At 57.4% G+C, this 13,287-nt stretch carries 10 protein-coding genes; 3 read left to right on the top strand and 7 right to left on the bottom strand.

Features of this window, described 5'->3' with window-relative positions; genetic code table 11:
• Window positions 1-64 precede the first annotated feature (64 nt).
• The 5 genes from BMZ01_RS04875 to BMZ01_RS04855 form a co-directional block, all read right to left on the bottom strand.
• Window positions 65-1,771 (bottom strand): ABC transporter family substrate-binding protein, encoded by a 1,707-nt coding sequence (locus tag BMZ01_RS04875; protein ID WP_092285013.1) that lies wholly within the window; start codon window positions 1,769-1,771, stop codon window positions 65-67.
• A gap of 142 nt (window positions 1,772-1,913) precedes the next feature.
• Window positions 1,914-3,935, bottom strand: coding sequence for a dipeptide ABC transporter ATP-binding protein (locus BMZ01_RS04870; protein ID WP_092285011.1), 2,022 nt, complete (start codon window positions 3,933-3,935; stop codon window positions 1,914-1,916).
• On the bottom strand, window positions 3,932-4,879 hold the full coding sequence (locus BMZ01_RS04865; RefSeq protein ID WP_223845924.1) for an ABC transporter permease: 948 nt from the start codon (window positions 4,877-4,879) through the stop codon (window positions 3,932-3,934). Before BMZ01_RS04865 ends, BMZ01_RS04870 begins: the two co-directional genes overlap by 4 nt.
• Window positions 4,880-4,980: 101 nt before the next feature.
• Window positions 4,981-5,964 (bottom strand): ABC transporter permease, encoded by a 984-nt coding sequence (locus BMZ01_RS04860; RefSeq protein ID WP_092285007.1) that lies wholly within the window; start codon window positions 5,962-5,964, stop codon window positions 4,981-4,983.
• Window positions 5,965-6,719: 755 nt separating this feature from the next.
• Window positions 6,720-8,381, bottom strand: coding sequence for a peptide chain release factor 3 (locus BMZ01_RS04855; RefSeq protein ID WP_092285005.1), 1,662 nt, complete (start codon window positions 8,379-8,381; stop codon window positions 6,720-6,722).
• Window positions 8,382-9,114: 733 nt separating this feature from the next.
• Between BMZ01_RS04855 and BMZ01_RS04850 the strand changes: the two genes are divergently transcribed.
• Window positions 9,115-9,774, top strand: a complete 660-nt coding sequence (locus BMZ01_RS04850; RefSeq protein WP_092285003.1) for an HtaA domain-containing protein — start codon at window positions 9,115-9,117, stop codon at window positions 9,772-9,774.
• Between the two features lie 51 nt (window positions 9,775-9,825).
• Here the strand turns inward: BMZ01_RS04850 and pth are convergent, their stop codons facing one another.
• The gene (gene pth, locus BMZ01_RS04845) at window positions 9,826-10,491 is read right to left on the bottom strand and encodes an aminoacyl-tRNA hydrolase (protein WP_244887587.1); all 666 of its coding nucleotides are present in this window, start codon (window positions 10,489-10,491) and stop codon (window positions 9,826-9,828) included.
• Window positions 10,492-10,732: 241 nt separating this feature from the next.
• Between pth and BMZ01_RS04840 the strand changes: the two genes are divergently transcribed.
• Together BMZ01_RS04840 and BMZ01_RS04835 are read left to right on the top strand one after the other, a co-directional pair.
• Entirely contained in the window at window positions 10,733-12,190 is a 1,458-nt protein-coding gene (locus BMZ01_RS04840; protein ID WP_092284999.1) for a glyceraldehyde-3-phosphate dehydrogenase, read from the top strand.
• A gap of 129 nt (window positions 12,191-12,319) precedes the next feature.
• Window positions 12,320-12,568 (top strand): hypothetical protein, encoded by a 249-nt coding sequence (locus BMZ01_RS04835; protein WP_092284997.1) that lies wholly within the window; start codon window positions 12,320-12,322, stop codon window positions 12,566-12,568.
• Window position 12,569: 1 nt separating this feature from the next.
• Here the strand turns inward: BMZ01_RS04835 and BMZ01_RS04830 are convergent, their stop codons facing one another.
• On the bottom strand, window positions 12,570-13,283 hold the full coding sequence (locus BMZ01_RS04830) for a maleylpyruvate isomerase family mycothiol-dependent enzyme (RefSeq protein WP_177180065.1): 714 nt from the start codon (window positions 13,281-13,283) through the stop codon (window positions 12,570-12,572).
• Window positions 13,284-13,287 lie beyond the last annotated feature (4 nt).

The following is a 13,287-nucleotide window of genomic DNA, read 5'->3' as shown; positions in this document are numbered from 1 at the left end:
ACCCCCTGTTGTGCTCTCAGTGGAGCACAACAGGGGGAGAATCAGCGGGGTAGAGAGTTAGTGATTACTTCTCCCAGCCGATGTTTTCAATCTTGATCTGGCCGAACATCTTCGGGCCGTAGTTGGCCAGGCCGGGCTTCACAGCAGTGATGGCCGGGCCATTGAGGGTAGGCATGATGCCGTAGAAGCCGAAGGCTTCCTTCTCCAGCTCATTGATGCGCTTGAGCTGTTCGTCACCATCAGCCATCTGGCGGACTTCGTCAATCTTCTTGTCGAATTCCTCGGAGCCGGTGCCGGACTTATTCAGGGTGGAGTCAGAGGCATAGATCTGGCCGAAGGAGGTCGCGCCGAAGGGGTCAGAGGCGCTGAAGCCCATCGGGAAGATATCGAATTGCTTCTCCTTGATGACCTTGGAGAAGTCAGAGGAAGGACGCTGCTGGATTTCAACATTGATACCAACATCCTTCAGCATCTTCTGGGTAGCCGAAGCCATGGCCTTGATGACCGGGTTCTCACCGATGACCACATAGTTCAGGCTCAGCTTCTGGCCGTCCTTTTCCATGATGCCATCAGAGCCAGCGCTATAACCGGCATCTTCCAGGTCCTTCTTGGCGGTCTCCGGATCGAACTTCACCACAGAACCGAAGTTATCTTCGTAGTGCTTCTGGCTACTGAAGAGGATGAAGGAGCCAGGGGCATCTTCGCTGTAGTCCAAGCCATTGAAGCGAATGTCAGCAAGCTGCTTGCGGTCGATACTCTCCATGACGGCCTTGCGGACTTTGATGTCCTTGAGGGACTCCGAGGCGGAGTTCAGGACGATCAGTGCGTTGAAGGGAGCTTGGCCGGTACGGATCTCAGCCTTATCGCCCATCTTCTTCGCAGCTTCGAGGCGGTCCTTGGAGCTCACACCGGTGGCATCAATTTCGCCAGCCTTGAAGGCGTTGATGCTGGCCTGGTCTTCCATCTGGCGGAAGGTGATCTTATCCAGCTTGGCGGGCTCACCCCACCACTTGTCATTGCGCACGAAGGTGACGGTGCCGGAGTTGAAGTCCACATCGCCAACGGTGAAGGGGCCAGCACCCCACTCAGGGCGCAGCTGCTTCAGATAAGCGGTGTTATAGGCCTCGACGGAATCCACCTGGACAGGCAGCAGCACATCGAAGTTGGTCTGCCACCAGGGGAAGGCACCCTTGTAGGTCACCACGGCCTGGCGCTCATTATCGCCCTGCTCAACGGACTCAATCTGGCTATAGCCTTCAGAGGAGTTCGGGACGGCTTCTTCGATTTCACCGTTGTTGTACTTCCAGGTGTTCTCGAAGTCCTTCCAGGTGATCGGGGTGCCGTCGTTGTATTGGGCCTTCTCATTGATGGTGTAGGTAACGACGGTCTTGCCGTCCTTAACCTCATCCTTCACATCAGTGAGGTAGTCGTCATTCGCGCTCCACTCACCTTCAGGGGTGTAGAGGCTGAGCACCGGGTTGTACATTCCCCATATATCGCGGGTGTAGCGGGTCATGTCCGCGTGGAAGACATTTTCCTGCTCAGTCAGTTCGGACATGGGGAGGGTGAGCTCGCCGCCGTCCTTGATCTGATCGCGGTCCTTGGGGTTATAGTCTGCAATTTGGCTGGCGCTCGAGCTGCTACCGGAATCGCCCTTGGCGTCGGAGGACTTGGAGCCGGCGTCATCGTTGCCACCACCGCAAGCGGTGAGGGCGAGGCTACCGGCGGCAAGCACAGCGATCAGCTTGCGGCGCAGGCTAGGGTTCGTCATAGGGGACTCTCCTTTGAGTTCGTCTCTCCCGCAGGGTGCACACCACCGGTTAGTGGTGTTTGAAGCGCGGGGGTGAGGGGAAGATGAGTAGGTGGATAAGAGGAGATGTGGATAGTTGTGGGTGAAGGAGAAGGCCGAAGCCCTACTCCTTGTTTTTGCGGGTTCGCCGGAATACCGGACGCTTCCGCCGTAGCTCGGACCCCTCATCAGAGATGACAGGTTCGGGCAAGTCTGTTTGATCCAGCGCGATCCTTTCGCGATGGCGCTCAATCTCGGGATCCGGAATCGGGATCGCGGAGAGCAATGCCCTGGTGTAGGGATGCTGCGGGTTATCAAAAATCTCATTGACATCGCCGTGCTCCACGAATTGGCCGCGATACATCACCGCCACGCGATCGGAGAGGTGGCGGATCACCGAGAGGTCGTGGGCGACGAAGAGATAGGACAAACCGAGTTTGCGCTTGAGCTCATCCAAGAGGTTCAGCATGCCGGCCTGGATGGACACATCCAGGGCGGAGACCGGTTCATCCAGCACAATGAGATCCGGGTTGGTAGCTAGGGCGCGGGCCAAGCCAATGCGCTGACGTTGACCACCGGAGAAGTGGCCGGGGAAGCGGTCAATCTGGGATGAATCCAAACCAACCAGCGCCATCATTTCGGCTACGCGGGCATCAATATCGCCTTCATACCCCAAGGAATGCAGCGGCTCGGCGATGATGTCCTTGATGGTCAGACGCGGGTTCAAGGAACTCATGGGGTCCTGGAACACCATCTGGATCTTGGTGCGTGCCTTGCGGCGTTCGGATTCGCTCATCGAGTTGGAATCCTTGCCATCCAAGATCACGGTGCCATCTTCGGGTTTCAGGTCCATGATCTGCAGCAAGGTGGTGGTTTTACCACAACCAGATTCACCAACGATGGCGAAGCATTCGCCTTCTTTCACATCGAAGGTCAACCCATTGACCGCATGCACCGTACCCACGCGGCGTTTGACCACCGCGCCCTTAATCAGCGGGAATTCCTTCTTCAGGTCGCGCACCTCAAGTACAGTGCGGCGCTCTTCGCGCGGCACCTTCGCCAAGAGGTCTTCGGGCATCTCCGGGGCGACATACATCTGTTCGCCGTTGATTCGACCATCTTCGATTTCCCCGGAGCGATGGCAGGCAGCAAAATGCGCGCCGGTATCCGGTACGGGTTCCAGATTCGGTTCCATGGTGATGCACTCATGGATCGCGACGGGGCAGCGTGGGGCAAAGGGGCACCCGGGTGGTAGATCCACCAGCACCGGCGGGTTGCCTTGGATGGGTGCCAAGGCTTCCTCAGTGGCGATATCCACGCGCGGGGTGGATCCTAAAAGGCCCACGGTATAGGGCATGCGCGGGTGATAGAAGACGGAATCCACATCGGATTGTTCCACCGGGCGCCCGGCATACATCACCAGCACATCATCGGCGGTACCAGCAACCACGCCCATGTCGTGGGTGATCATGATGGTGGCAGCACCGGTTTCTTTTTGGGCGAGCTTAATAACATCCAGGATCTGTGCCTGGATGGTCACGTCCAAAGCAGTCGTCGGCTCATCCGCGATCAAAACGCGCGGATTATTGGCAATGGCCATGGCGATCACGGCTCGCTGACGCATACCGCCAGAGAACTCGTGGGGGAAGGCCTTGGCGCGGCGCTGGGGTTCTGGGATGCCGACCAGGTCAAGCAGCTCCACGGCCTGCTTCCAGGCTTGGCTGCGGCTGACCTTTTGGTGGCACAAAATGGCTTCGGAGATTTGGGATCCGATATCGAAAACCGGGGTGAGGGCAGAAAGCGGATCCTGGAAGATCATGCCAATGTCTTTGCCACGGATCTTCGACATTTCATTATCGGATTTGCCCAGCAGTTCCTCACCATTGAGCTTTACGGAGCCATTGATGGTGGCATAGCCAGGCAAAAGGCCCATCACGGCCATGGAGGTCACGGATTTACCGGAACCGGATTCACCCACAATGCCTAGGGTGCGGCCGGGGAAGAGTTCGAAGTTCACGCCACGAACAGCATTCACGCGGCCGGCTTCGGAGGGGAAGGAGACCGTGAGATCGCTGACCTGGAGCACCGGGGTGGCGAGAGTGTCGGTGGTGCTGCCCGCGGGCTGGAGGTTGGTGGGGGTGATCATGCTTGGCCTCCTGCTTTGGAGTTCGGGTCGAGGGCGTCACGCAGACCATCAGCGATGAAGGCCATAGAGACGGTGAGCAGGGTGAGGATGCCGGCGGGGAACCAGAATTGCCAGGAAGAAGATTCCAGGGTGCTGGCACCAACCGAGAGCAGGGTTCCTAGGGACACATCGGGTAGTTGCACACCCAAGCCCAGGAAGGAGAGGCCAGTTTCGCTCATCACCGTGGAGACCACGCCGAGCGCGAATTGGATGATCAGCAGCGAACCAATATTGGGCAGGATGTGCCGGAAAATGGTGCGTATCCGGCTCACACCCATGTAGCGGGCGGCACGCACATAGTCGTTTTCGCGGACCGATAGCGCTAGTGACCAGATCACACGCGAGGGGTAGACCCAGCCGAAGAGAATCAGCACCACAATCAGCAGCTTCCAATCGCCGCCGGAATCAGCAACCAGCAAGGCGATCAGCAGGAAGGAGGGGATAGCGAGCAAGAAGTGGATGGTGGTCAAAATGACCTTCTCCACGGTTCCACCCCAAAGTGCGGCAGCCGCACCGATAAAAGCAGAGAGCACCGACACTCCCACGGAGACGCTCACTGCGATCATTAGGGAACGCCCTAAGCCGTGCATGCTTTGGGCAAAAAGATCATTGCCCACGTCATTGGTGCCAAACCAGTGCTCAGCCGAAGGTGCGGTGGAGAGGTTCAAAAAGTCCGGGTCATCATAAGCCCACTTGCCCAGGTGTGGGCCGATAATGGCGGCCAGCACGAGGAGCACGAAGATGCCCAAGCCCACCACCGCCATGCGGTTACGGAAGAAGCGGCGGCGATACAGCGTGAAGCGGCCAATCGACTGCTTGGTGTTGGGCTCTGGGGATTCGGTGATCCCGGCTTCTGCTGGGTAGGCGGTTTCGGTTTGCCCGGTAGCAGTGGAGGTCACCGTCATGTCATTGGTGGGAATACGGGCACCGATGAGGGCATCATCGCTGGTGCTACGGCCCAAGTCTTGGCGGTGGAGGTTAGCGCGGTCTTTGTTTTCGGCCATGGCTAATTCACTCTCACTCGCGGATCAACAATGACGATGGCGATATCAGCTAGCACCGCACCAATAGCGGTGGTGAAAGCACCGAAAGCAGCCACCGCAACGGTGCCGTGGATGTCATTTCGGCCGAGGGCTTGGATGAAGTAATCACCCATGCCGCGCCAGGCGAAGATCTTCTCCGTCATCACCGCACCGGTGAAGATACCGGGAATGGAGAAGGCCACCGAGGTGGTCACCGGGATGATGGAGGTGCGCAGCGCGTGCTTGCGGATTGCTTGTTGGCGGGTCAGGCCCTTAGCGCGGGCGGTACGCACATAGTCAGCGCCGAGGTTGTCCAGCAATAAGGTGCGCTGCAGCATGTGATAGCCCGCATAGCTAACAATCAAGAGGGAGATCGTTGGAAGCGCTAGGTGCTGCGCAATATCCAGCAGCTTGGGGAAGAAGCCTTCCACCCCAGGGTTAGCGGCACCGGTGACGTAGAAAACGTGCTTGCCGGTGGCGTGGTTGATTGCCAGTGCCACAGCAACCACACCCAGGGAGGCCACCACCACGTGCAGGTTCATGGTGATGATGGAGACGAATTGCCAGAAGCGATCGCCTTTTTGGTATTGCCGGCTGGCAGTATAAATGCCCAGGCCAACACCCACAAGCACCGAAAGGATGGTGGCCAGCAGTAGCAGCTGCGCGGAAACAAAGATGCGGTAGGCGATTTGGTCGTTGACGGCATCACCGACAGGTGAACGTCCCCAATCCCAGTGCAGCACAATGCCGGTGAGCCAATTCCACCAGCGTTCATGCAGCGGCACAGTGGGGGAGAGGTTGAGCGGCTGCAGGATTTGGGTGATCTGCTCTTCGCTCAGCGGTGGGCGTCGTTCCCGGTAATTCGAGGTGGGATCCAGGAATAACGCCGCTAACCAGTACGCGATGTTTGTGGAAAGGAAGATCACCAGCGTCCAGCCGGCGATCTTCTTCACCAGGTACTTGATCATAGGCTCGTTTGTCACCTTGTCAGTGATGGGGTGAGCTTGGAAGCCCTAGGTGAGGGTCTGTCACCTAATGAGCGGGTGCCCAAGCAAGGGACGGGGTTGTGTGTTCTCGCCACCAAATCTGACATAAATCAAAACTGATATTGGGAACACCGTTTGCTCCATTGTGGTGCAACTCTCAGACAATCTAAAATTGCCCTGAGTCCCACCTGGTGAGAAAACTGTCCATCAGATTGGAAAACCAGTGGCATGGATCTCTGAGAGCTAGACCACAGTATAGAGCTATTCTGTCATAGATTGCACCATTAGTTGTCTGACCTCCGGTTTTGATGATGAAGATCATCTACTTTCGAGTTAGCATAGCTAAAGCAAAGATAGGCAAAGATATGTGACATAGTTCATCTAAAACTGTGGTACAAGCGCACTATTGGTTACCTACATGAGGGGTGCTCAATGGGGCCATAAGCCGAGTGTCCACGCCCTAAAGCCCGGCTCCGCCACGCATTCCTGCGTCAACCTCGCGCCAACCCCAAGTCGCCCGCAATCACACTGACCGTGCCTCAAAGGCAATTAGGGTTGCCAAATGCTCAAGTCCTTGAATATTCATGCCAAATAGTCCTCACACAACCCGCCGCGCACCCGAAATGTCCCAGTTCAAAAGCACATACTTGGTGTTAACAAAGAAGGGGAGATGAAGTGCGCGAATAGCACACACCATCTCCCCAGAAACACCCTCAGAAACTCTGCAGAAGCGCTAATTAGTCATCTGCCACCATGGGCTCCAAGGTGAACTCCGGATGCTCCTTTTGGATAAATTGCAAACGCCATTTATCCCCAAACAGCGCAATCAACTCCCCATCCGTGCGATTAAAGATCTCCACGCCCCGCTGCCGGCCCAGATCCTCCGCAGAATCCGCATCCGTCTTGCGCGCCACCGAGTAGGGGATCGGCTCGGTCACGGTCTCCACGTTGTACTCATTGAGCATGCGCGCCTGCATCACCTCGAACTGCATGGGGCCCACCGCCGCCATCACCGGGGCGGCATCGCCGCGCAGATCATTACGCAGAATCTGCACCACACCCTCAGACTCCAACTGTTCCAAGGCCTTGCGGAATTGCTTGTACTTGCCCAAAGACTTCGCCCGCAGGGTACGGAAATGCTCCGGAGCGAATTGCGGCATCGGCGGGTATTGCACCTTACGGCCGGCATAAATCGTATCCCCCGGCGCTAAGGAGCCGGCGTTAACCAAACCCACAATATCGCCCGGGAAGGCAGTATCCACGGTCGAACGCGTGCGCCCAAACACCGTCAAAGCATATTTCGTAGAGAAACTCCGACCAGATTGCGCATGCGTTACCTGCATCCCGCGATCGAACTCCCCGGACACAACTCGCATAAAGGCCAGCGAGTCTCGGTGATTCTTATCCATCCCGGCCTGCACCTTAAACACCACACCGGAAAACTCATCGCCCACCCCACGGAAAGAATCCATCGCAGTGGTGGACTCATCCACAGCATGCTCATCGCTTAAACGCTCACCCGGGGAGGGCGCTAAAGCACAGAGCGTGTCCAGAATCTGGTGCACACCAAAGTTCAACATCGCCGAAGCGAAAATCAGCGGAGAGGTCTCACAATGCAAGAAGCTTTCTTGATCATGCACCGCCCCATCAGCCGCCAAAAGCTCAGCCTCCTCAGCCGCGGTCTCCCAGGCCTCACCTTCTTTTTCCGCCGCATCCTCAGGGGCATAAATCTCCTCCGGCGCAATCGTGGTGCCACCGGCGGTGCGAATGAAGTGGATATATTCCTCGGCTTCACCATCGGTATTAATCCTCGCCAACCCCCGGAAATCCCCGGCCTCACCAACCGGCCAAAACAGCGGGGTGGGCTGCAACCCAATCTCGGAGACAATCTCATCAACCAGCTCCAAGGGTTCACGACCCACGCGGTCCCACTTATTAATCACGGTAATAATCGGCAACCCGCGCGCCTTACACACCCGGAAAAGCTTCAGCGTCTGCGGCTCCAAACCCTTCGCCGCATCAATCAACATCACGGCCGCATCCACCGCGGTCAGCACACGGTAGGTATCCTCCGAGAAATCCGCGTGACCAGGGGTATCCACCAAATTAATCATGTAGGGTTCGCCCTCATAGCCAGCCGGGGCATACTCAAATTGCAGCGCCGAGGACGCAATGGAAATGCCGCGATCCTTCTCCATTTCCATCCAGTCCGAGACCGTCGACTTGCGCCCGGCCTTGCCATGCACCGCCCCGGCCTCCGAAATCATGTGCGCATGCAGCGCCAACGCTTCGGTCAAGGTGGACTTACCAGCATCTGGGTGCGCAATAACAGCAAAGGTGCGCCGGCGCGCTGCCTCAGCGCTAGCGGCATTCGAGTTCGAAGTGGGGGCGTTGCTCATACCGAACCACGATAGTGCCCTAGCGGCCACTTCTTATGCATCTGGGGCATGCTTCCCGAGATCGGGAGGGGGTACGCCAAGGTGAGACCCTGCGGCTATGCACTCTCCCGCAGCTTTGCCGCGCCTTCTTCGCCGCTTAAACGCGAGTAGTCCCTTTTTACCCCCGAATTAAGTTAAACATCGGTGCTGGCTGAGGGCCATGTGCACGAAAGCTCGCTTAGCCTTAGTGCCTTTTATTACAAATATGATTCCGAGATAAAACCGTTTAGGTCTCAAAATCAATCGGTGCGCATCAGCTTGATTAATTACTAAAGAGGTCTGACCTGCTCGAAGTCTGACAACTTTATGGACACACGCATTCTCAATAAGCAACCCCAATTTTTGACGCTCCCAACTTTAACCTTTTACCTGGCCAGATGCGCTATTGCCCTCCGCTTAGCAGCGCCTTACACTCAAGCCTCGGTTCCATGTTGTTATCGATCCGTGATCTACTGAATCCATATCTATAGCGGGGGAAGGCTGTCAGTCCCTCGCTCCGGAAACTGGCACATAGTCACCTCACACAAGAGGTTCTCGACTGTCAACACAGATTTTTCTTTTAGGAGAACACATGAAGAAGACCGCACTACCCATCGTCGCGAGCGCCCTTGTCGCTCCGGCCATCGCCCAGGCCTATCCGACGGGCCCCGCGGGCGTCTGCCACGGTGTCGCCAAGTGAGCCGGCGACCGCAGCATCCTGCGTGAAGCCAAGAACCTCGCCAGCGGCGTCAAGCTCGGCGCCGTCGACGGTGCCTTCCACGAAGCCTATGGCCCGGTGACCTTCCCGGTCGCCAGCGCCAGCAACGATGTCATTTCCTTCACCGGCGGCATGCACGTTGTGATGCCCCAGGTCGATAGCACCATCACCGACCTCAAGATCCTGCTCAACGGCACCACCGCTCAGCTGCAGGACGATTACACCGCCACCACCGCTGCCGGCACCACCTCCGGTGATGATGTCATCCTGGCCGATATCACCCTCTTCGAGCCGGAAAGCACCACCCACACCGTGGGCTTCGGTAATTCCACGACCGTGCTGACCACAGAAGGTTCCCAAGCCTTCGGTGGCGCCTTCGCTGCTGGCCAGCAAGTCATGCCCTTCGATGCGCACGGCGCATGGTGTGGCGGCGACGCCGGCCAGCCCGTGGTCCCGGCTCCGACCCCGGCTCCGGAGACCTCCACTGAGGAAACCACTACCGAAGCTACCCCCACCGAGGAAGCAACCCCGGATCTCGGTAACCACAAGCGTGGCCCGGTGTACGCCGCTTTCTACAAGCTGCTGCACTTCCTCGCCCGCATCTTCAATGGTGTTTTCGGCGGCATCTTCCAGATCTTCGGTGGCCTCTTCCGCTAAGTAGCTAGCCCCTTAAATCCTTGCGCGCTTTTTAAGCGCTGTGGGGATTTTTTATTTCTTGGTATGGATGCTGTTCTGCGCGCTGGGTACGCCCTCGCTAATAATGAGCCGAACCGCCTGCGCTGCCCGCATAATCGCAGCGGTCATGGGTACATCAGAGCTGATGGGGCTAAGCACCCAATCGCTAATGGATTGGCCTTTGGGAGGGCGCCCAATGCCAATGCGCACCCGAATATAATCGCGGGTCCCCAGCTCCTTCGAGCAGCTCTTGAGGCCATTGTGGCCGTTCTCATTTCCCCCAACCCGAATCTTGACCTGCTGGACCGCAATATCAAGCTCATCATGAACCACAATGATGCGCTCAACGGGAATATCAAACTTCTTGGCCAGCGGGGCGAGCGCTAAACCAGATTCATTCATATACGTAGTAGAACGCAGCACACCTACTACTGTGTCGCCCACTAAAACTTTGGCCATGCGTACTGGGATCCCGCGGATAGGTTCAAGGCGCTCTTGGCCCAGCAGCTGGTCAATAGCCATATAACCCACATTGTGGCGGGTAGCGGCGTATTGCGCGCCGGGGTTACCTACACCCATCACCAACCATTGCGGATCACCCAATGCCGCTGCGGGCTCAGCGGTGTGGGTGGGGGTTTGGCGGACACGAAAACGGGGTAGCCACTTAAACAAGGAGAACATCACTCTAGCTTTGCACATATGCGGTGATGTTCTTCCGCACACCAGCTCACACCTTAAGAATGAGCGCTCAACCTGGGGGACGCGGGTCTCGGGATAGCTCAGCAAAGGTGGGGGAGAGCGGGGGTACCCGTTTCGGACATGGCTGCACCACAAACGCGTTAAGGTTGAGGGGTGAGGTCATAGTCCCGTGCAGATTGTGACTGCTCGCCCGTATAAAGACTCCAATTGTCCGCACTCGTTAAAGGATGAGAGCCCCCGCATGACCGCGAATACCCAGGCCAGCCAGCAGGATTGGAATGAACGCATCGATCTTGCGCAGCAAATGCTGCCCCTGATTTCTCAGCTTCAGCGCACCAATAATGTGGTCACCTCCATTTTTGGGCGCCTGCTGATTGATGTCACCGATATCGACATCATCAAGTCCCACCGCTATGCTCGCCGCATCACTGACCGCGAATTGCCGCTGCAGGCAACGCTACCCATCCTCAAGGAACTCTCGGAAATGGATCTGGGCACCGCCTCGATTGACCTTGGCCGCCTGGCCACCGGGTTTGAGCGCTCCGGGGAGACCGATCTTCGCGCCTACCTGGAAAAGGAACTCGCTGAGGTGCTGGGGGCCGCCCGCGAAATCGAATCCACCGATGTGGTGCTCTATGGTTTCGGCCGCATTGGTCGTCTGCTGGCCCGCATCCTGGTCTCCCGCGAGGCCGCCTATGGTGGCGTACGTTTGCGTGCCGTGGTGGTACGCCAAAACGGTGAAGATGACATTATGAAGCGCGCCAGCTTGCTGCGCCGCGACTCCGTCCACGGTGCTTTTGATGGCACCATCTCGGTGGATCGTGAGAAGAATATTATCTGGGCCAATGGCACCCCGATCCAGGTCATTTACTCCAATGACCCCGCCACCGTGGACTACACCGCCTATGACATTCAAGACGCCATCGTGGTGGATAACACCGGCCGTTGGCGTGACCGCGAGGGACTCTCGCAGCACCTGAAGTCCAAGGGCGTGGCCCGCGTGGTGTTGACCGCGCCGGGTAAGGGTGACCTGAAGAATGTTGTCTATGGCATCAACCATGGCGACATTAAGGATGAAGACACCATCATCACCGCCGCATCCTGTACCACCAATGCGATCACCCCGGTGCTGAAGGTGATCAATGATCGCTATGGCGTGGAACATGGGCACGTGGAGACCGTGCACTCCTTCACCAATGACCAGAACCTGATCGACAACTTCCACAAAGGACCGCGCCGTGGCCGTGCCGCCGGATTGAATATGGTGCTCACCGAAACTGGTGCCGCGAAGGCCGTATCCAAGGCGCTGCCGGAATTTGAAGGCAAGCTCAGCGGTAATGCCATCCGCGTTCCCACCCCGGATGTGTCCATGGCGGTGCTGAACCTGAACCTGGAGAAGGAAGTGGAAGCCGATGAGGTGAATAACTTCCTGCGCAAGGTATCCCTGCACTCCAACCTGCGCCAGCAGATCGACTACATCCACTCCCCGGAAGTTGTGTCCACCGACTTTGTGGGCACCACGCATGCCGGCATTGTTGATGGTCTAGCCACCATCGCTAATGGCCGCTACCTGGTGCTTTATGTGTGGTACGACAATGAGTACGGCTACTCCAACCAGGTGATTCGCATTGTGGAGGAAGTTGCTGGGGCCCGCCCGACGGTGCTGCCGGCACGTGTGAATCCCAGCGACATTAAATAAGGCGTTGTGGCCATGGCTGCCGAAATGAGGTAGCTGTGGTTGCCGCGAAGTCCCGCGCCGGAGCACTTTCGTGTTCTGCGCGGGGCTTTACTTTTTAAATTCAGCTAGGGCTGGCTAAGCTTAATCCCCATGGGTGAAAAGAAGACCAAGAAGCGGAAGAAGTTGAAGAAACAACTCCACACGCACCCAAAAAGCTCCAATAAAGGCGTGAAGGTCACTTTGAACCCGCTGGGCTTGAAAGTGAAGAAGAAATGCTGCCGCTCCAAGCCCCGCTGCAAGAGCTGCCCGGTGGTGTATACCCGGCTACTGAAATCCGGGGCCTTTGAACGCGATGATCCGAACCTAGCGAAGCTGCTGAAAGAAGCCCGAAAGTGGTGAACTAACGCCACTGCGGGGGCTCGGGGTGGCCTTTGGCACGCCCCGTAGCCCAACGCACCACACCTGCTAAATCCGGGGCGTGAACCTCGGTGACATTCGTTTCTGCCTCATCCACCACGAAGGCAGCATGGGTGTCATCTTCAATGAGCACCAAATCGCGGCCGCGGTTATGAGCACGCCAATCTTTTAAGACCTCCGCCATGATGCCGCGCAGCATAATCTCCGGGATCTGATCAAAGTGCGCGCCATTATTGAGATCCATGGTGTGCACCCATACCTCACGGCTACGCATCCACAAGGTCCGCCGCATGGGCATCTCCACCCCATGGGCATTCTTCACCCGCGAATCCCAGGCCTGATCACCGATCTCGGCAGCCTGATCCCAGGCCTGATTTAATACCTCAACGGCCTGGGTATGACGCTCAATGAGATCTGCTAGCGGGAGGGTAGATAGATCCTCAATTTCTTGGTTACGGGCATCCCGGGAAGCAAACATGGGCTGCTCGACGCCGGTGATACCCCAGTTCACCAGGCGCGTCATGCCCGCGGCATTGGCGGCCACATGGCCTACTAAATGCCCGCGGGTCCAGCCCGGAAGCAGGGAAGGGCCGCGGTGGTCTTCATCGCTGAGTTGGTGGAGATAGCGCTGATAGAGTTCCTCGGCTTGGTTAACCAGGCCGCGTTGTTCGCTTAAGGGAAGATCCTGAAAACTCATGGCG

This window comes from Corynebacterium spheniscorum (assembly GCF_900113445.1).
GTDB lineage: Bacteria > Actinomycetota > Actinomycetes > Mycobacteriales > Mycobacteriaceae > Corynebacterium > Corynebacterium spheniscorum.
This window is presented reverse-complemented; position numbering and strand designations above follow the sequence as displayed.